This window comes from Acinetobacter septicus (assembly GCF_019355975.1).
GTDB lineage: Bacteria > Pseudomonadota > Gammaproteobacteria > Pseudomonadales > Moraxellaceae > Acinetobacter > Acinetobacter ursingii.
In genome coordinates this window covers 1,976,653-1,994,414 of sequence record NZ_CP079898.1, presented here as the reverse complement: position 1 = coordinate 1,994,414, position 17,762 = coordinate 1,976,653, and the positions used below count along the sequence as shown (strand labels likewise).

Genomic DNA, 17,762 nt, shown 5'->3' with positions numbered 1-17,762 from the left:
ATGTTCACAAAATTACAGAATATCTACCAGCTCGGCTGTAAAGAGCTTTGGAGTCTCTGGCGCGATCCAATCATGTTGGTGTTAATTATTTACACCTTTACCATCTCAGTATATACCGCATCAACAGCGGTCAAAGATACCTTGAATATGGCACCGATTGCGATTGTGGATGAGGATCACTCTACCTTGTCGGAACGGATTTCTTCAGCCTTTTATCCGCCTAATTTTATCAGTAAAACCACCACGCTTGGCACGATGGATGCAGGCATGGACGCAGGTGAATTTACCTTTGCGGTCAATATTCCGAGTAATTTCCAGTCGGATGTACTGTCGGGTGATGCAGCAGAAATTCAGGTTAATGTGGATGCAACCCGAATGACCCAAGCCATGTCTGGCGCAGGTTATATTCAGCAGATCATTCAATCTGAAGTAAATGAATATGTACTTCGCAATCGTGAAATTAGCCAGCTACCGATAGATTTGGCAATACGTTCCCGTTTTAATCCAACACTGGAAAATCAATGGTTTATGAGTGTCATGCGGATTATTAATAACGTGGCAATGCTTTCAATTATTCTGACTGGTGCAGCGCTGATTCGTGAACGTGAGCATGGCACCATTGAACATTTGATGGTGATGCCAGTAACGGTATTTGAAATCATGATGTCCAAAGTCTGGTCAATGAGTCTTGTGGTATTGATCGCAGTATTTGTTGGCTTAAAAGTCGTGATTCAGGGTGTATTGCATGTCCCGATTGATGGTAGTTTGCCGCTCTTTTTCTTTGGCGCCTTACTCACACTGTTTGCAACCACTTCGATGGGTATTTATATGGCCACCGTGTCGAAATCTATGCCGCAGTTTGGTTTGTTAATGATGCTCGTATTGATTCCGATGCAAATGCTATCAGGCGGCTCAACTCCACGTGAAAGTATGCCGGAAATTGTACAGCACGTGATGATGATTGCCCCAACGACGCATTTTGTTTCCTTAGCTCAAGCCATTTTATACCGCAATGCTGGATTTGATGTGGTATGGCCATCTTTTGTATGGCTGTTAGGTATTGCAGTGGTATTTTTCTATATATCGTGGAAACGCTTTAAAGACACCATTCATACCATGGCTTAACAATTTCCTTTTGGCAGGCAGTGTCCATCCCTTAAAAGACTGCCTACTTTTTTTTTATTCTTTGATAATAATTCAATGGCGCAAGATTTAAATAAATGTCATTGAATAGCATAATTTTTTTGAAATTTATAGGGGAATGTAGTGCTTCAAATTCTCTCTGAACTATGTGGCGGTGTCGGTCTATTTTTAATTGGTATGACGTTACTGACTGATAGCCTTAAAGAAATTGCAGGTCAGACCTTGAAGGAGTTACTGACAAGGTTTACGGCAACACCGTTTAAAGCCATGCTGTCAGGTTTGGGTATGACATTGCTGGTGCATTCATCTACAGCAACAATTGTCGCCGCCATTGGTTTTGTCGGAGCAGGGGTACTCAGTTTCACGCAAGCCATGAGTGTGGTGATTGGTGCCAATATCGGCACAACCAGTACTGGTTGGATTGTGGCATTTTTGGGCATGAAATTTTCCATTTCCATGTTGGCATTACCGATGATTGCTTTAGGCGCTCTGCTTAAACTCATCGCTAAAGGCCAAATGGCCTTATTGGGCCTTGTGATTGCAGGCTTTGGTCTGATTTTCTTTGGCATCGATGTTTTGCAAAAAGCCATGGCGGGGTTTGCTGTACACTCAGATTTATCCTTTTTTGGTTATGACAGCTTGTGGTCACAATTGGTTTTGGTGCTGATCGGCATCATTATGGCAATGCTGCTGCAGTCCTCTAGTGCATCTATTACAGCGACTATGGCTGCCTTAGTCAGTGGTGCGATTGACTTGCCGCAGGCGCTATATATGGTGATTGGGCAAAATATTGGTGCAGTCAGCATTACCGTGATTTCGGTGATTGGCGCTTCGATCAATGCCAAACGAACAGTTGCTGTGAACGTGATTTTTAATCTCGTGAGTGCGATTGCTGCATTTTTCCTGTTAGCACCGTTTTTTCTTTGGTTGATTAAACACAGTGCATTTTTCAGCAGCATTGATCAAGTGATTATGCTCGCGATGTTTCATACAGCATTCAGTGTGTTGGGGGCATGTATGTTTATGCCAAGTCTGAAATTTTTAGAACAGAAAATTATCCAATGGTTGCCAAGTAATAATCCTGCCATTTTAGACAGTCTGGATGATGCAAGTTTGCAAGTACCTGCCATTGCAGTACAGGCCGCGGAAAAGGCGGTATATTTCAGCATATTTGAGATTTTTAAAATTCTACAAATGGTTTTTCAGACCGGTACATTACCTAGACATCAACAGTTGAATACGCTGAATGAGATTATTCAGCATATTGAGCAGTATTTAGAAAAAATAGCGATTCCTGAGCATCCTGCACTCAAACAAAAATTCTTATCATTACTGCGAGTAATGGTCTATGTACGTGTCTTACATAATGATTTAGAGCGTTTAGATAATGCCATATTGCTACGAACACAGCCGGCAATTTTTCAGTTAGCACTAGATTATTGCAATATTTTAGAAAGTTACTTTTCACATATAGAACAGTTAGCAGATCGGTCAGTCATTGAAAATCTTAGAGCCGATTTAAATCAGTTAAAAAAATGGACCAGTAGCCATCGTGCCGAAACGCGTAAAAAAGTCATGGAATATACCGAAGTAAATCAATTAAGCGCATCCAAAGGGGTGGAATTATTAGCTGCACAGCGTTGGATGGATCGCTTAATTGCACATAGCTATCGTTTCTCTAACGTGATGTATGAGCGTCTTTTAGAGGAGTCTTGATGAATGTGGTTCATCGCATTTTTTATCCAGCTGTGTTGAGGCTAAGAAATTGAATACTGTATTACTAGATTTGTCCTTTCAAGAATTATTGAGAGTCATGGTATCTGCATTAGGCTGCGGTTTATTAATCGGTTTAGAACGGGAAAGGCATAATCGTAAAGAAAGTGAACCCAGTTTTGCCGGACTGCGTTCATTTACCATTTGCGCCTTGCTTGGGGCAGTATGTTTTTTACTACATCTTGCAGTAGGTATCTTAGGTGCATTTTCAGTCACGACTTTTTGTGTTTATAGCCTGATTAAACAAAAACAGGATATTGGTGCGACCACTGAACTGGCATTTTTGATGACCTATTTGATTGGTGCATTATGTGTGTTTAATGTGCCGCTTGCTGCAGGGTTAGCGGTAGTGTTGTGTCTGATTTTAATGGGCAAGCAGTCATTGCATTATTTTGCTGGCAATTGGATTCAGCATTTTGAACTGCGTGACGGTTTGTTTTTACTGGCACTGATTTTAATTGCCTTGCCACTGATGCCGGATCAGGCAATGTGGGGCACAGTACTCAATCCATATGTGATTCTAAAACTGCTGATCATGATTTTAGGCGTACAGTCCTTGGCACATATTGCTAAACGTCTCTTGCCAAACAATAAAGCCTTGATGTTGTCATCTTTGGCATCCGGTTTTGTTTCTAGCACCGCAACTATTGCCAGTTTGGGCATGGAAGTCCGTTCAGGCAAAGCAGAAGCCAAATCTAATGCTGGTGCAGGCTTAATTTCCTGTATTGCGACCCTGTTACAGCTGCTGATTATTGTCGCAGGGATTAATTTTGCTTGGTTTAAGGTTTTATTGTTGCCTTGCAGTATTGGCATTGCAGTGCTTTTGATCATTGCCTTGATGTTAATTCATTCATCCAAAGCGACGATGGGTCAACAGGCTACACCACAAAATGATATTACGCATATGGACAGTCGGATGTTCAGCATTAAGGAAGCCTTGATCATTGTGGTAACACTGACAGTGATTCAAGCAGCGGTATATGGCTTGAATGTAGTGTTGGGTGATAGCGGTTTGATTATTGGGGCATTCTTCGCTTCTTTATTTGAAGTGCATGCCGCCATGGCAACGGTGGTGATGCAAGGAACACCACAGCAGATGACGTTGGTCTACGCTATGATGATTGGTTTGGCTGCACATGCATTTTCTAAAAGCATCAATGCATTTTTAACTGGTGGCGGGAAATATTTTCTATATTTTGCCCCCGCACAAATGCTGCATATGGCGATTTTAATGGCGGTACTTTGGATGGTTATTCAGTAAATTTAGGATTTATTTTCAATATTTTAGAATGATATTTAAGTTTTTGTTTTGTAATTCTATTTATTTTTAGCCAATTAAAAATGGCATTGCTTTTAAGAAATATGGGTAGTATATGAATTCCGTAGTTACACAAGCCTCCCCCCCGGTATATGGTCAAGTTGAGCGATATATTAATCGCGAGTTGTCAATTTTAGATTTTAATTTACGTGTCTTAGAACAAGCGGTCGATCCTTTAAATCCACTCTTAGAAAAATTGAATTTTTTATTAATTTTTTCTAGAAATTTAGATGAGTTTTTTGAAATTCGTGTTGCAACTATGTTGGAACATTTTGTTCAAGAGCGAGACATACAAACGGCTGATGGTTTATCCCCACAAGAAATTTTACATCAAATTTCGGAGACAGCACATGCTGCGATTGAACGCCAATATCAAATTTTAAATGAGCAAATTTTTCCGCAGTTAAGAGAAGAAGGCATCAGCTTTTTAAGACGTGGAGAGTTAACTCAAGCACAATCTAATTGGGTCAAAAAATATTTTCAGGAACAGGTTGCACCAGCCTTAACACCAATAAGTTTAGATCCTGCGCATCCCTTTCCACGCTTGGTCAACAAATCACTTAATTTCATTGTGACTTTGGAAGGTAAGGATGCCTTTGGCCGTCAGATCGATTTGGCAGTGGTTCCTGCACCACGTTCATTGCCACGTGTGGTGCGTTTGCCAGATGAGTTGACCGAAGGCAAAGAGCATCATGTGATGCTCTCTTCAATTATTCATACTCATGTGTCTGATTTATTTCCGGGAATGACGGCAACGGGTTGCTATCAATTTAGAGTAACCCGAAATGCAGATTTAACGTTAACTGAAGATGTTGAAGACTTAGCGGAAGCCTTAAAAGACGAACTCAGTTCACGCCGTTTTGGTCGGGCAGTACGTTTGGAGGTCAATAAAAATTGTCCAACACATATTTATGAATACTTACTCAAAGAATTCGATTTGGATACGCATCAATTGTATCGTGTCGACGGGCCTGTTAATTTGGCTCGATTGGTCTCGGATTTTAAACGCCCATATTTACGCTATGAGCCACATACTCCTGTGATTCCAAAAATACTGAAAAAATCTGCAAATATTTTCAGTGCGATGCAGAAACAAGATATTTTATTGCATCATCCTTTTGAATCATTTTCCCCTGTAATTCGATTATTACGTGAAGCCGCGCAAGATCCGCATGTTTTGGCCATTAAACAGACCTTGTACCGTAGCGGTGCAAATTCAGAAATTGTGCAAATTTTGGCTGAGGCGGCAAGAAATGGTAAAGAAGTCACCGCAGTGATTGAATTACGAGCACGGTTTGATGAAGAGTCCAATATCGCTGTTGCCAATGTTTTACAGGAAGCGGGTGCCGTGGTGGTATATGGCATTGTCGGCTATAAAACTCATGCCAAAATGATTTTGGTGGTACGCCGAGAAAATCAAAAACTGGTGCGCTACGCACATTTAGGTACAGGAAATTATCATGCTGGCAATGCCAAAATTTACACTGATTACGGTTTATTAACGACCAATCAAGATTTGTGTGAAGATGTACATCGTATTTTTCAAGAATTAACCGGTATGGGCAAAATGGTGAAGTTAAAGAAACTTCTACATGCACCATTTACTTTGCATAGTCAGTTGATGAATTTTATTGAAAACGAGATTGTGCTTGCGAAAGCAGGGAAACCGGCAAAAATTATCATTAAGGTCAATGCACTAACCGAAGTTCAATTGATTAATAAATTATACGAAGCTTCTCAAGCTGGTGTGCAAATAGAATTAATCATTCGTTCTATTTGTTGTTTACGTCCAGGCCTAATTGGCTTATCAGAAAATATTCGTGTTCGCTCAATTGTAGGGCGTTTTCTTGAGCATACTCGTGTCTATTATTTTTACAATAATGGTGATACACGTGTGTATTGTTCTAGTGCTGACTGGATGGAGCGTAATTTATTTAAACGTGTTGAAGTGTGCTTTCCTATTGAAAATACTAGACTCAAAAAAAGAATTTATCAGCAAGGGTTAGAAAATTATTTAATGGATAATCAACAAGCATGGCTATTACAAAGTGATGGTAGTTGGAAGCGTAACTCATGCATAGAAAATGAAAAGCCACATAATGCGCAGCACTTTTTGTTAAGCGTTATAAGGTAAATGCTTAACTTAAAGTTAACTCTTTTTAGGCCTATTCAACAACATTTAAGAAATTATGATCTTTCGATACAGGTGGAATGCCACTAATTTTAAAGTAGCAAGCACTTTGCCACCTTTTGTCAAATAAAGTTATAGGCAGATATAATATTTTAAGTTGTTGGATGGTCATTGTTTTTTGATTTAACACATTTAAATAGGATAAACATTTTTGGGTACTTTATATTTTGATCAAGTCTTACCTGTCCAGATGCCGAAGTTGATCTTTTTGCCTTGGTAAAAATATTTCATTTGGCTTATTTTATTTCATAGCGAATGAGTACGATGAAACAATAATGACATAATTTGAATATATCTAAATTATGTCGGTTTTCATTTGATCTAAATTTTTTAAATTCTTTTCATATCATTATATGAAAAATTTCTGTATTAGCTGATAGTAATACGGTAGAGAATAATTAAAAAACTGCTGATTAAAATGATAAGAGTAAAGGGAATTAAAAATTTATTAGATGTGAGCTTCATTTTTTCATTTTCCTATCACAAGATGCTGTTTTATATATTATAATTATACTATAAGTTATGTTGAAAATAACAAAAAATATGTAATTTTTTAACATGATTTTAAAAATTTAACTGAAATTGATAAGGGTTATTTTCGATTTTTATTTTCTCAATTTGATGAAAAAATATGAACCAATTTTCATAAAAGGTAGTATAGATTTAACTCTTAAAAAAGCAATTTTTGATATTGTTAAATTAATTTTGTTATATTTGAAAATTAGATGGTATTGAATTTGGATGGAGAGAATTCTTACTACTTCTAATTATCTTGATATTAAGTGTAAAACCAATACTTATAGGTTTTACACTTATATAGATTCTAAATCTAAATTATTTTACTGATTAAATCTTAGATCATCCCAATAACATGGCACTACAATCAAATTGTTCTCATGTAACCGTGACCATAATCGGGCACCTAAATCCCGCTGCATATTTTGGATTGTGAAATTGGAAATCAGCAGTGTAGATTTCATATTGTCATAACGACTATATAAAACCTTATGCACCATCTCCAGGCGTTTTTCATGTCGGTCATGCAGGCCATATTCATCTATCACCAATAAATCAAAACTGGAGAAATGCTCGATAACTTCCTTTTCAGAGCGTGAAGCATCTGACCAGGTGTCCATCATTTTTTGAGCAATTTCTGCACTGGTATAGTAGCGTGCAGATTTTGTACTGTTATGCAGAATGTTGCGAATGATTGACGCACTCAGATGAGTCTTTCCTGTACCTGGTGTACCAATGAGCAGCAGGTTTGGATAATGGTCAGAAATAATTTGCTGTGCAAAAGCCTGACATAGTTTTATGGCATTGTCTTGAGCAGGACATGCAACTACATAATTCTTGAAGCCACGGTCCAGGTAGCGTTTATTGAGCCCTGAGTTTTTGATTTTCTGTTGCAGCAACCGTTGTTGCAGCTCATCTGCATAGGCTGCATGTGAGCGATGGACCATTTCTTTTGCACACAATTTGCAAAGCCTGTGACCGGCGATTTCCATCAGGGGTATATGATGGGTAGGGCAGAGTGCTTCTGTTGTTTCTGCGCGAAACTGGAGCGTTTTAAGCATGGTATTCATGATTGTTCTCCTAAATCCATTTTGAATTTTCTAAAAAACTCTCATTTTTTTCTTCAAAATTTGAAGATGAAGATGAAGATGAAGATGAAGATGAAGATGAAGATGAAGGGCATGGTTCAAGCATGACTTGAGTAATACTCGGGCTCTTCTCAGGAGCTGCTTGAGCATTTACTTTTCGTTGCTTGGCTGATGCTTGAGCATTAGTTGCGGATTTTCCCCAACGTGCTTGAGCTGCATTTTTAGCTTTATCAGATTTCATTTGCTGATTTTGCAATGCCTGGCTTTTTAAACTGGTTAAAAAACTTGAATGAATTTGCTCAGATTCGATTTCAAACAATTCCAGGGCTATTAGCGTATTCAACAAAGTTTTAGCCTTGGTATGTTGCGATAATTTTGTGATGCTACATACCGTAGCTAGGTCATGAGGAATAGCACCGTTTTTCCAGAAATCCATCATTAACAGCAGTGCCGCACCAATTTGTTCTGCTGTCATTCGTGCAAATTTCGCCTGTAGGTCGCCAATATAGAGTGGCATCCAAATTGAAATATGTTTATGCATGTGTTCACCTTTTTTATAGGTATAGAGGGCTAAGGTCATCAATCAGATGACCTTGTATATTTATTTGATCAGGGAGCTAAGCTCATTAACCGGAGGCGAGCCTGTTGGGCTAGGTCATCGTAATGGGCTTGTCCATCATCCAGCAGTCGCTGTAGCCACAGTCTTAACGCCTGGTGATCATCGAAGCATTTGTTGATCTCCAGCAAAAACGCCAGATTGTGCAGTTTGGGAATGTGTAGCTCATGGATTAATTCACGAGCGACCGTATCCGCTTCAGGACTGACGACCACACCACCAAAGAAAGCTTTACTATTCATGTGCAAGCTCCTCTGTATTTAGTTTTTCCAGCATGGCTTCAAATGCACTGCCATCACGACGGGTAACATTGGGGATGTAACGGCTATAGACCCGGAATAGCATTTCAGTCGTTGAATGTCCCAATTGACGTGCGATCCATTCCGGATTCTCTCCTGCCGACAGCCAGAGCGTTGCTGCTGTATGACGTGTTTGGTAGGCTCTTCTAGGCTTTAATCCTAGAAAGCGCAAGATCGGATGCCAGACACGTTTATTCACCAAACGGTAATCGAGAGGTCCACCATCACGATTGCAGAAAACAAACTCTGATTTACCATTATTTAAGCTTTTCTGTTGCAGAAAGGCTTGGTAAACGCGGTCACTCATCTGGATTGTGCGGTCAGAACCATAGGTTTTGGTTCCACCCAGTTCCCCATTCACCAAGGCTTCACGAATATGGATTTCCCGACGTTGCAAGTCCACATTTTTCCATTGCAACCCATCAATTTCACTGGTGCGCATACCTGTGAAAAACCGAACAGTGTAATAAGGCTTAAAATCATCACGAACTGTGGCCAAGATTGCATGTACTTCCTTTAATGAAAAAGGCGTGACTTCAATTTTCCCTTGCTTTAAGTTCTTGATATTCTTATAAGGACTGTCAAAGTCATATCGTTCGGCAGCACTATCGAGTATCATACGAAGTGCTATCATAATCTGGTTGATTCTTGATGGTGAAAGGCATTCTTGGTTTTTCCCGTGAGTCACTTTGGCGAGGGATGAACGGAATCCAAGAATGTCTGACTTTTTGATATTAATAACCGGAATTGTGCCAAAAAAAGGAATTAAGTACTTTCTGATCACAATTTGAATTTTTTCCTTGTAGCTTGTACGCCATTCTATTTCTTTATCAGTGAACCAGATTTCACAGAACTTAGAAAATAGAGGTGTTTTTGAGCTGATTTCATTTACTCTGTTTTCTGCATTTTTGATTTCTTTCAAACGAGAACTTTTTGGAAAGTATTTAGCATAGTCAAAAATACCCAATAAGATTTCTGCCTCCATTCGTTCAATCGCTTTTTCAAGCTTTTTTCGATTTTGAGCATTGTCTTCAAGAGCGGTGGTTTCACGGCAACGGATACTTAAGTATCGAAAATCGACACATAACTTACCGTATCTAGTACGAATAGCAGCCATAATTATGTTCTCCTTACAGAAGTTGTAGGCTGTGTAGCGAGCCTAAAGTTGTTTTAGTCATATCTTCTTCAATACGCTCCCATACATATAAAATTTTGCGACCACCAAAAGGGCGAATGTAATGAATGCCTTCGATCAAAACGCTATCTTTTAACTGATTACGGATAGTACGTTCGTTATAATGGATTCGTTCCGCCAATTCTTTTGTAGTAATATAAGTAAGATTCATGTTTGTATCCTTTTATAAAGTATCACAATGGTGTTATTTAAGACCACAATGCGATAATAAATGCATTTAAGACACTATGCAAGTACTTTATTACACAATGGTGGTAATTAATGATAGTTTGTAACTTGCCAGTGCTTTTGGCAGAGCGAAGAATGAAAGTTGCGGATGTAGTTCGAGCGACTGGAATGAGTAAGACAACATTGCATAAGTTATATAATGGTCAATCGACTCGAATAGATTTTGAGACCTTAGAAAAATTGTGTGTATTACTTAATGTTGAAGTGGGTGATTTATTAAAATTTAAGAAAAATGAAGAGCAGAATGATTGATTAAAATTGAGTTTTTTGATCATAAGTAAATGTTTTAACTATGTATTTTTGGTGACCAAATTTGGTCACCATCAAAATAAAGCAAATAAAAAAATACTAAAATAGATGGAAAAAAGGGAAGTCAAGTGTATGGGGAAGGTGTTCTGATTATCTATACTGAAATTGATTAAAAAAATACCAGAATAGCGAATGAATTGATTCGTATATGATAAAGGGAAGGCACGTTTAGGGCACTTTTGGTCACGCAGCGAGCTTATACAATACTTTTTCTAAAATTTTTAGTGCTTCTTCCAAAGCTGGAACATATAGGTTTTAGAAAAAATATTATTAATAATCAACAAGAAAAAAGCCCCCATCTTTCGATGAGGGCTTTTTGAATCTGGAGCGGGAAAGGAGACTCGAACTCCCGACCCCAACCTTGGCAAGGTTGTGCTCTACCAACTGAGCTATTCCCGCAAATATTTGAGCAGTTTTATAAAAAACTTTCACTAAAAACAATCTGGAGCGGGAAACGAGACTCGAACTCGCGACCCCAACCTTGGCAAGGTTGTGCTCTACCAACTGAGCTATTCCCGCGTGCCGCTTATAATACATTAAGCAAATCAAGGGTCAACCACTTTATGCAAATAATGCTGCTGATTGCATAAAATAAAATCATATTCGCACTCTGATCGTCTGAGTTATTCTATTTGACTCACTTTTTATGTGTTTTTCAGTGTTTTAATCTTAGGCACGTTATACTTCCATCCATCTTTCTATGTAAGTAGGTAACTGATCATGACGCTCGAACAACAACTGATTGAACGTTTAAATACATTGCAACCCACGCATCTTGAAGTGATCAACGAGTCTGCGGGTCACGGTGGTTACTTTCCGGGTAAAGAAAGTCATTTTAAAGTCGCTATTGTAAGTCCAATTTTTCAGGGACTTCGACTGGTGCAACGTCACCAAAAAGTCTATGCAGTCGCAACAGATTTAATGAATCCTGGTAAAATTCATGCATTGGCGATTCATGCCTATACGCCAGATGAATGGCAAGGCCAAGTACCCGATAGTCCTGAATGTGCGCATGCACCTAAAAATTAAACAAATTGATAGATAAAAATGGATATACATTTATTCGTCCTTGTCATTCATCTGGTTGCATTGGCACTTGCAGCGATAGCCGTGCTGATACGTTCTATGCCTTTATGGATGACTACGCCTGATCAGTCTGAGTCTCCTGTGACCAATAAACTCTGGATTGCCCTGCAACATTCAGGATTTACGCTTGTTGTCATTACGGGACTTGTTTTGTTATCGCTGAATCATTTTCAAATGCAGCCATGGTTTTATGCCAAAATTATTCTGTTTGTGGTAATGCTTTCGTCATTCAGTAAAGCATTTAAAAAGGATCAGTCTATTTTAGTGGTACAGCGCAAAGCAGGTCTGGTCATTGGCTGTGTGGCATTTGTTGCTATTCTGGGTTTAGTCATGATCAAGCCAGTTTTTGGTTAATTGTTTGACATTCTTTGCATTTATATCGATTGGCTAGGTTAAACTCTAAACAAGTTTGAAAAAATAGTGATGAGGGAAGCATGTTGACACGGGTGGTTTTTAACCAAAAAGGTGGTGTGGGTAAATCAAGTATCACGGTAAATTTGGCTGCAATTAGCGCACAGCAAAACTTAAGAACACTGGTGATTGATTTAGATCCACAAGCCAATTCTAGCCAATACCTATTAGGTGAACAGGCGACTTACTCCGCAGATAAAAATGCCCTAGAGCCGAACATCGAAAACTTTTTTGATGATGTCTTAGGTAATAATCAACCAAAAGGGTTGATTGGCAATGCCATCGGCTCAATTTTAAAATCACGTGCCAAAGGCTTGGAAAGTTTTGTGCATCATACGGCTTTTCCAAAGCTGGACGTGATTCCAGCCAGTCCAACACTGGGTGCATTAGAGCATGCGCTTGAATCCAAGCATAAAATTTATAAATTACGTGATTCTTTGCAACAACTCAGCAGCCAATATGATCGGATTTATATCGATACGCCGCCTGCTTTTAATTTCTTTACTTTGTCGGCGCTCATTGCCGCTGATCGCGTCTTGATTCCATTTGATTGCGATGTGTTTTCCAAACGTGCGTTACAAACTTTGATTGAAAATGTGATCGAAACCCAAGATGATCATAATAATGGTCTGGAAATTGAAGGGATTGTGGTCAATCAATTTCAGGCACAGGCAAAATTGCCAAGAGAAGTGGTACAACAATTAAAAGATGAAGGCTTACCTGTATTAAACAGTATGTTACCGCCTTCAATTTTAATGAAAGAATCACATCAGAAAAATTTACCCTTGGTTCATCTATCGCCAGAACACAAGCTGACACAAGCGTATCAGACACTGTTCGCAGAAATTGAACCCAATTAATTTGAGAAAAGCGATGAAAGGCTTATATTTCCTTCCTCTAAGCGTATTAACACTATTGCTGGGTGCTTGTGCGACCACAGTTAAACCGACCTATGTCTCTCCAACGCAATACCAGTCGTTGAATTGTCAGCAATTACAAAGTGAATATAATCGTATTCAACTCTATATTGAAAATGGTGTGCAGACACCGAAACGGACAGGTGTGGGTGTAGGCGTTGGACTTGGCGGTGGCTGGGGACGTGGTGGTTGGGGCTTCGGTCCAAGCGTTTCAGTCAACATGGGACAATCTTCAAACACCAAAAATACGGAACTTTCTCGCGTATTAGGTCAGCAAGAAGCGATTGTTCAGGCAGCACAATTTAAAAATTGTCCTATTGTGGTCAAGAAAAAAGCCAGTTAAAATCCTAAAAACGAGTCCTGTTTCACATTTTTTGAATCAGGACTGAATAAGTGTTTGTCAAAATGTTTCGTGATATGTCTTTTTAAATCATATTGTTAGTTTTCTTTGCATCGATATTTCATCATCTATGCTCAGGCTTAAACGTCAATAAAACTTGTCAGTTAAATTCAATTTCATATAAGGTGTGCCCACCTTAATCGCGATGGATACTTTATGATTGAAAGCTGGTTTTTTGTATTGGCGATGCTAGCCGTGCTACTTATTCCTGGTCCAACCAATGCGTTGTTTGCCAGTGCTGCACATCATCAGGGTATTACAAAAACGGCTTCTTTTATTCCAGCAGAATGGTTGGGTTATCTGTATGGTATTGCGATTTGGGCATTGTTAATTCATCTTGGGCAACCGATCTGGCCTGCACTGACTCCGCTTTTGCATGTGATTAGTGCTTTGTATGTCATTTGGTTGGCATTTAACTTGTGGAAAAGCTCACATTTACAAAAACATAGCCAAAGTCACAAAACGATTCGCCCTAAACAGATATTTTTCTCGACCTTAAAAAACCCTAAAGCGTTATTGTTTGCCGCAGGAATTTTTCCGCCAGAGACATGGGATTCTTTGGAACATGCCATTTTAGTACTAGGCGTATTTAGCTTGATTCTATTTCCAGTGTCATGGTTCTGGATGGTGTTTGGTCGAGCTTTACTGGCAGGTAATATTAAGGGATTGCAAGCCGACCGTTTATATAAAGGATCGGCAATGTTGCTGTTATTATGTATGTTACCCGTGATTTTTCGATTCTTTTAAACTTACTTTTTAGAGTTTAAAACTTGGCGCTTATTGCTGAGTTTCTGACGAATAAAGGCAAAAATTCCCGGTAACACACTCAAAATAATAATGCCAAAAATTAAGTGGGTAAAATTATCTTTAACCATCGGCATATTGCCAAATAAATAGCCCAATGTAATAAAAGAAGCCACCCAACACAGCGCTCCAATCACATTATAGGTCAGAAAAAACTTATAGTTCATGCTGCCTGCACCTGCCACAAAAGGCGCAAAAGTACGGGCAAAAGGAATAAATCGAGCAAAAATGATGGTTTTACCGCCATGACGTTCAAAAAACTCATGGGTTTTGCTCAGATGTGCTTTATTAATAAAACGTGAATTCATTTCAAAAACACGCGGGCCGATGAAACGACCAATATGATAATTTAGGGTATCCCCCAATACTGCTGCAATGAATAAAAGAATACCCAGAACCCAGGGATCCATTGCACCCGTAGATGCTGCCAATGCCCCTGCTGCAAAGAGTAAACTGTCGCCCGGTAAAAAAGGCATGACCACCAGACCAGTTTCCACAAAAATAATCAGAAACAAAATTGCATATATCCATACGCCATAATTGCGAATAAACTCAAGAAGGTGATCATCAACGTGCAAAATAAAATCAAAAAGTTCCATGACAGGCTACAGCGCAAAATTGTGATCAAATCCTAGCAGTGCCTTATGTGAAAGTCAGTATGATTCAGTAAAAAGTTACATCTTTTATTGTCTTTTATTCAGAACGATATGTCTGAAAAATGAATATTTATTGCAAAAATAAAGCAGATTAAGATCATCTCATCAAAACAACATACTTTGAAATCAATCTAAAGGGCTTATTTATGTTTAATCCAAATGTAGTCGTAAAAAACATCGTCACTCAATCTGGTGCAGATGCTGTTATCTCATTGGTCGCACGAATCCTGATGGCCTATATTTTTATAGTTGCAGGTTGGGGAAAAATTACCGCTTATTCGGCAACTGTGGGTTATATGGAATCGATGGGGGTGCCAGGTGGACTATTACCTTTAACAATTTTGGTTGAATTTGGTGGCGGACTAGCTTTGCTTTTTGGTTTTCAGGCTCGTTTAGCAGCTTTGGGACTTGGTGTTTTTAGTATTTTGACCGCGCTTATTTTTCATGAAGGTACAGATCAATCTCAAGCCATTAATTTTATGAAAAACTTAAGTATGGCGGGCGGTTTATTTTTCTTGATGTTACATGGTGCGGGTAAATTCAGTCTAGATGCAGCGATTGAAAAATAAATTATTCAGACTTATAGGGTAAATTAACTTTTACCTTATATTACAAAACTCTAGCCGACATCTTTTTCACTTTCTGCTTAGATAAAACTGAATACATTTAACATCAAGAGAGAATAATGAAAAAGTTTATCCTGACTGCTTCTATCGCCGCGACAGTCGTTTTATCTTCTAGTGCATTTGCTGGCAAGGATGATCATGTGATTATTCAGGAAGCTGCAAAAAATATGGTGACTGTTCAGCAAGTAGCAAAAATCAAAGATGAAACGGGCGTAACATTGACAGGTCAAATTACCAAACATATTAAAAGTGATCATTACGAATTTAAAGATCGTTCTGGCACAATTAGTCTGGAAATTGATGATGATCTTTGGCATGCAGCAGGCTTAAAAGTCGGTGATCACGTCCGTGTTGTGGGTGAGGTAGATACTCATCGCTATAAACCTACAGACATTGAAGTCGTGAAAATCGAAAAAATTCAGCACTAAATAGAAGGCACTCATTTAGTGCCTTTTTTAATACTGTTTTTATTAAGTTTTTTGGCTATGGAAAGAACGTGCGTGGCATCATGAAAAATGCTAGAATATTGCGCTTCTCTCGTTGCCTTGCATAGTTGCGTAATCATGACAACCAATACTCACATTACTGATGACCGTATCTTAATTTTGGATTTCGGCTCTCAATACAGCCAGCTGATTGCACGTCGTGTACGTGAAGCAGGTGTATATTCTGAAATGTATGCTTTTGATATGTCTGAACAAGACATTCGTGCTTTTAATCCGAACGGTATCATTTTGTCGGGTGGGCCTGAAAGCGTGCATGAAGAAGGTAGCCCACGTGCGCCACAAGTGGTATTTGAGCTTGGTGTCCCTGTCTTAGGGATTTGTTATGGTTTTCAAACCATGTCTGAGCAATTAGGCGGAAAAGTTGAGCCGGGCAAGGTACATGAGTTTGGTTATGCCGAAGTTGACATTCAACAACGTGATCAATTGATTGGCAATTTGCAGGATCGTGAAGATCAACTCCATGTCTGGATGAGTCATGGTGATAAAGTAGGACGCTTACCAGAAGGTTTTCAGACTACTGCTAGCACGCCAAGTTGTCCATTCGCAGCAGCATCTGATGAAACTCGCCGTTTCTATGGAGTTCAGTTCCATCCGGAAGTCACGCATACCGCCAAAGGTGCAGAATTACTGTCTAACTTTGTGCATAAAATCTGTGGTTGTGGTGGTCTTTGGACGCCAGAGCACATTATCGATTTGCGCGTAGAACAATTACGTCAGCAAATTGGAGATGAAAAAGTATTACTTGGTTTATCTGGTGGCGTAGATTCATCCGTTGTGGCTGCACTTTTACATAAAGCGATTGGTGATCAATTAACGTGTGTATTTGTAGACAATGGTTTGCTTCGTTTAAACGAAGGCGACCAAGTGATGCAAATGTTTGCAGACAACATGGGAATCCGTGTCATTCGTGCGGATGCCGAAGAACGTTTCTTAACTGCACTTGCGGGTGAAGTTGATCCTGAGAAAAAACGTAAAATTATTGGTCGTGAATTTATCGAAGTCTTTGCAGAAGAAGCGCGTAAACTCGATGGCGTGAAATTCTTGGCGCAAGGTACGATTTATCCTGACGTGATTGAATCTGCTGCCAGCAAACAAGGCAAAGCGCATGTGATCAAATCCCACCATAACGTAGGTGGTTTACCAGAAGATTTAGCGTTTGATTTGGTCGAGCCATTACGTGACTTGTTTAAAGATGAAGTGCGTAAATTGGGTACAACGCTCGGTTTGCCACACAGCATGATTTACCGTCATCCATTCCCTGGTCCGGGTTTGGGCGTGCGGATTTTGGGTGAAGTGAAAAAAGAATACGCCGATATTTTACGTCTGGCAGATGATATCTTTATGCAGGAACTTCGCGCCAGTGGTTGGTATGACAAAACTGCGCAGGCTTTTGCCGTATTCCAACCTGTAAAATCTGTTGGTGTGGTGGGTGATGGTCGCCGTTATGCATGGGTGATTGCACTTCGTGCGGTTGAAACGGTGGACTTTATGACCGCGCGTTTTGCGCATTTGCCATATGAATTGGTGGATAAAATCTCGACGCGTATCATGAATGAAATCAAAGATGTTTCCCGTGTGGTTTATGATGTTTCATCAAAGCCACCAGCGACGATTGAATGGGAATAAGACTAAGGGCGGGATGAAAATCCTGCCTTTTTTATGTGATTGATGTTGTGCTCC

At 39.3% G+C, this 17,762-nt stretch carries 19 protein-coding genes and 2 tRNA genes; 13 read left to right on the top strand and 8 right to left on the bottom strand.

Going from position 1 to position 17,762, the window contains the following annotated elements; translation table 11 throughout:
- The 4 genes from I6L31_RS09675 (at position 1) to ppk1 (ending at position 6,368) form a co-directional block, all read left to right on the top strand.
- Complete coding sequence (locus tag I6L31_RS09675; protein WP_005001588.1) at positions 1-1,125, top strand: ABC transporter permease; 1,125 nt, start codon at positions 1-3, stop codon at positions 1,123-1,125.
- A gap of 141 nt (positions 1,126-1,266) precedes the next feature.
- Entirely contained in the window at positions 1,267-2,859 is a 1,593-nt protein-coding gene (locus I6L31_RS09670; RefSeq protein WP_004985732.1) for a Na/Pi cotransporter family protein, read from the top strand.
- A 49-nt stretch (positions 2,860-2,908) separates the two neighbouring features.
- Positions 2,909-4,177 carry an MgtC/SapB family protein gene (locus I6L31_RS09665; protein ID WP_004907087.1) on the top strand — a complete coding sequence of 423 codons (1,269 nt, stop codon included), beginning with the start codon at positions 2,909-2,911 and terminating at the stop codon, positions 4,175-4,177.
- 112 nt (positions 4,178-4,289) lie between these two features.
- Positions 4,290-6,368 carry a polyphosphate kinase 1 gene (ppk1, locus tag I6L31_RS09660; RefSeq protein WP_005001590.1) on the top strand — a complete coding sequence of 693 codons (2,079 nt, stop codon included), beginning with the start codon at positions 4,290-4,292 and terminating at the stop codon, positions 6,366-6,368.
- An 896-nt stretch (positions 6,369-7,264) separates the two neighbouring features.
- On the opposite strand, the gene I6L31_RS09655 is transcribed toward ppk1, so the two are convergent.
- The 5 genes from I6L31_RS09655 to I6L31_RS09635 form a co-directional block, all read right to left on the bottom strand.
- Positions 7,265-8,011: an ATP-binding protein gene (locus I6L31_RS09655; RefSeq protein WP_004985725.1), complete on the bottom strand. Its 747-nt coding sequence runs from the start codon at positions 8,009-8,011 to the stop codon at positions 7,265-7,267.
- A gap of 10 nt (positions 8,012-8,021) precedes the next feature.
- A complete protein-coding gene (locus tag I6L31_RS09650; RefSeq protein WP_035271851.1) occupies positions 8,022-8,570 on the bottom strand; it encodes a DUF1376 domain-containing protein in 549 nt (182 codons plus the stop codon).
- Between the two features lie 68 nt (positions 8,571-8,638).
- On the bottom strand, positions 8,639-8,887 hold the full coding sequence (locus I6L31_RS09645) for a hypothetical protein (RefSeq protein ID WP_004985719.1): 249 nt from the start codon (positions 8,885-8,887) through the stop codon (positions 8,639-8,641).
- Positions 8,880-10,061 (bottom strand): site-specific integrase, encoded by a 1,182-nt coding sequence (locus I6L31_RS09640; RefSeq protein ID WP_004985718.1) that lies wholly within the window; start codon positions 10,059-10,061, stop codon positions 8,880-8,882. Before I6L31_RS09640 ends, I6L31_RS09645 begins: the two co-directional genes overlap by 8 nt.
- 13 nt (positions 10,062-10,074) lie before the next feature.
- Positions 10,075-10,290 (bottom strand): hypothetical protein, encoded by a 216-nt coding sequence (locus tag I6L31_RS09635; protein WP_004985715.1) that lies wholly within the window; start codon positions 10,288-10,290, stop codon positions 10,075-10,077.
- 110 nt (positions 10,291-10,400) lie between these two features.
- Between I6L31_RS09635 and I6L31_RS09630 the strand changes: the two genes are divergently transcribed.
- Positions 10,401-10,619, top strand: coding sequence for a helix-turn-helix domain-containing protein (locus I6L31_RS09630; protein WP_010588955.1), 219 nt, complete (start codon positions 10,401-10,403; stop codon positions 10,617-10,619).
- 380 nt (positions 10,620-10,999) lie between these two features.
- Here I6L31_RS09630 and I6L31_RS09625 read toward each other — a convergent pair.
- Both I6L31_RS09625 and I6L31_RS09620 read right to left on the bottom strand, forming a co-directional pair.
- Positions 11,000-11,075, bottom strand: a tRNA-Gly gene (locus tag I6L31_RS09625).
- 44 nt (positions 11,076-11,119) lie between these two features.
- A tRNA-Gly gene (locus I6L31_RS09620) sits at positions 11,120-11,195 on the bottom strand.
- Between the two features lie 201 nt (positions 11,196-11,396).
- Between I6L31_RS09620 and I6L31_RS09615 the strand changes: the two genes are divergently transcribed.
- The 5 genes from I6L31_RS09615 (at position 11,397) to I6L31_RS09595 (ending at position 14,237) form a co-directional block, all read left to right on the top strand.
- Positions 11,397-11,705, top strand: coding sequence for a BolA family protein (locus I6L31_RS09615; protein ID WP_004995482.1), 309 nt, complete (start codon positions 11,397-11,399; stop codon positions 11,703-11,705).
- An 18-nt stretch (positions 11,706-11,723) separates the two neighbouring features.
- Positions 11,724-12,116 carry a SirB2 family protein gene (locus I6L31_RS09610; RefSeq protein ID WP_004985710.1) on the top strand — a complete coding sequence of 131 codons (393 nt, stop codon included), beginning with the start codon at positions 11,724-11,726 and terminating at the stop codon, positions 12,114-12,116.
- A gap of 80 nt (positions 12,117-12,196) precedes the next feature.
- The gene (locus I6L31_RS09605) at positions 12,197-13,033 is read left to right on the top strand and encodes a ParA family protein (RefSeq protein WP_004985709.1); all 837 of its coding nucleotides are present in this window, start codon (positions 12,197-12,199) and stop codon (positions 13,031-13,033) included.
- A gap of 13 nt (positions 13,034-13,046) precedes the next feature.
- Positions 13,047-13,433: a hypothetical protein gene (locus tag I6L31_RS09600; RefSeq protein WP_004985706.1), complete on the top strand. Its 387-nt coding sequence runs from the start codon at positions 13,047-13,049 to the stop codon at positions 13,431-13,433.
- Positions 13,434-13,646: 213 nt separating this feature from the next.
- On the top strand, positions 13,647-14,237 hold the full coding sequence (locus tag I6L31_RS09595) for a LysE family translocator (RefSeq protein WP_004995490.1): 591 nt from the start codon (positions 13,647-13,649) through the stop codon (positions 14,235-14,237).
- 2 nt (positions 14,238-14,239) lie between these two features.
- Here I6L31_RS09595 and I6L31_RS09590 read toward each other — a convergent pair whose 3' ends face one another.
- Complete coding sequence (locus I6L31_RS09590) at positions 14,240-14,893, bottom strand: DedA family protein (protein ID WP_004995492.1); 654 nt, start codon at positions 14,891-14,893, stop codon at positions 14,240-14,242.
- 203 nt (positions 14,894-15,096) lie between these two features.
- Between I6L31_RS09590 and I6L31_RS09585 the strand changes: the two genes are divergently transcribed.
- From I6L31_RS09585 to guaA, 3 genes are all read left to right on the top strand, one after another.
- Positions 15,097-15,519: a DoxX family protein gene (locus I6L31_RS09585; RefSeq protein ID WP_005001594.1), complete on the top strand. Its 423-nt coding sequence runs from the start codon at positions 15,097-15,099 to the stop codon at positions 15,517-15,519.
- Positions 15,520-15,635: 116 nt separating this feature from the next.
- Positions 15,636-16,004 (top strand): NirD/YgiW/YdeI family stress tolerance protein, encoded by a 369-nt coding sequence (locus I6L31_RS09580; RefSeq protein ID WP_005001595.1) that lies wholly within the window; start codon positions 15,636-15,638, stop codon positions 16,002-16,004.
- Between the two features lie 135 nt (positions 16,005-16,139).
- A complete protein-coding gene (gene guaA, locus I6L31_RS09575; protein ID WP_035271743.1) occupies positions 16,140-17,708 on the top strand; it encodes a glutamine-hydrolyzing GMP synthase in 1,569 nt (522 codons plus the stop codon).
- Positions 17,709-17,762 lie beyond the last annotated feature (54 nt).

What these genes read in the sequence shown, in the direction of transcription:
- I6L31_RS09635 (WP_004985715.1), bottom strand. Translation starts at nt 10,290, where the DNA reads ATGAATCTTACTTATATTACTACAAAAGAATTGGCGGAACGAATCCAT.
- I6L31_RS09630 (WP_010588955.1), top strand. Translation starts at nt 10,401, where the DNA reads ATGATAGTTTGTAACTTGCCAGTGCTTTTGGCAGAGCGAAGAATGAAA.
- I6L31_RS09595 (WP_004995490.1), top strand. Translation starts at nt 13,647, where the DNA reads ATGATTGAAAGCTGGTTTTTTGTATTGGCGATGCTAGCCGTGCTACTT.
- I6L31_RS09580 (WP_005001595.1), top strand. Translation starts at nt 15,636, where the DNA reads ATGAAAAAGTTTATCCTGACTGCTTCTATCGCCGCGACAGTCGTTTTA.
- guaA (WP_035271743.1), top strand. Translation starts at nt 16,140, where the DNA reads ATGACAACCAATACTCACATTACTGATGACCGTATCTTAATTTTGGAT.
- I6L31_RS09650 (WP_035271851.1), bottom strand. Translation starts at nt 8,570, where the DNA reads ATGCATAAACATATTTCAATTTGGATGCCACTCTATATTGGCGACCTA.
- I6L31_RS09585 (WP_005001594.1), top strand. Translation starts at nt 15,097, where the DNA reads ATGTTTAATCCAAATGTAGTCGTAAAAAACATCGTCACTCAATCTGGT.
- I6L31_RS09590 (WP_004995492.1), bottom strand. Translation starts at nt 14,893, where the DNA reads ATGGAACTTTTTGATTTTATTTTGCACGTTGATGATCACCTTCTTGAG.
- ppk1 (WP_005001590.1), top strand. Translation starts at nt 4,290, where the DNA reads ATGAATTCCGTAGTTACACAAGCCTCCCCCCCGGTATATGGTCAAGTT.
- I6L31_RS09675 (WP_005001588.1), top strand. Translation starts at nt 1, where the DNA reads ATGTTCACAAAATTACAGAATATCTACCAGCTCGGCTGTAAAGAGCTT.
- I6L31_RS09605 (WP_004985709.1), top strand. Translation starts at nt 12,197, where the DNA reads ATGTTGACACGGGTGGTTTTTAACCAAAAAGGTGGTGTGGGTAAATCA.
- I6L31_RS09615 (WP_004995482.1), top strand. Translation starts at nt 11,397, where the DNA reads ATGACGCTCGAACAACAACTGATTGAACGTTTAAATACATTGCAACCC.
- I6L31_RS09600 (WP_004985706.1), top strand. Translation starts at nt 13,047, where the DNA reads ATGAAAGGCTTATATTTCCTTCCTCTAAGCGTATTAACACTATTGCTG.
- I6L31_RS09640 (WP_004985718.1), bottom strand. Translation starts at nt 10,061, where the DNA reads ATGGCTGCTATTCGTACTAGATACGGTAAGTTATGTGTCGATTTTCGA.
- I6L31_RS09655 (WP_004985725.1), bottom strand. Translation starts at nt 8,011, where the DNA reads ATGAATACCATGCTTAAAACGCTCCAGTTTCGCGCAGAAACAACAGAA.
- I6L31_RS09645 (WP_004985719.1), bottom strand. Translation starts at nt 8,887, where the DNA reads ATGAATAGTAAAGCTTTCTTTGGTGGTGTGGTCGTCAGTCCTGAAGCG.
- I6L31_RS09610 (WP_004985710.1), top strand. Translation starts at nt 11,724, where the DNA reads ATGGATATACATTTATTCGTCCTTGTCATTCATCTGGTTGCATTGGCA.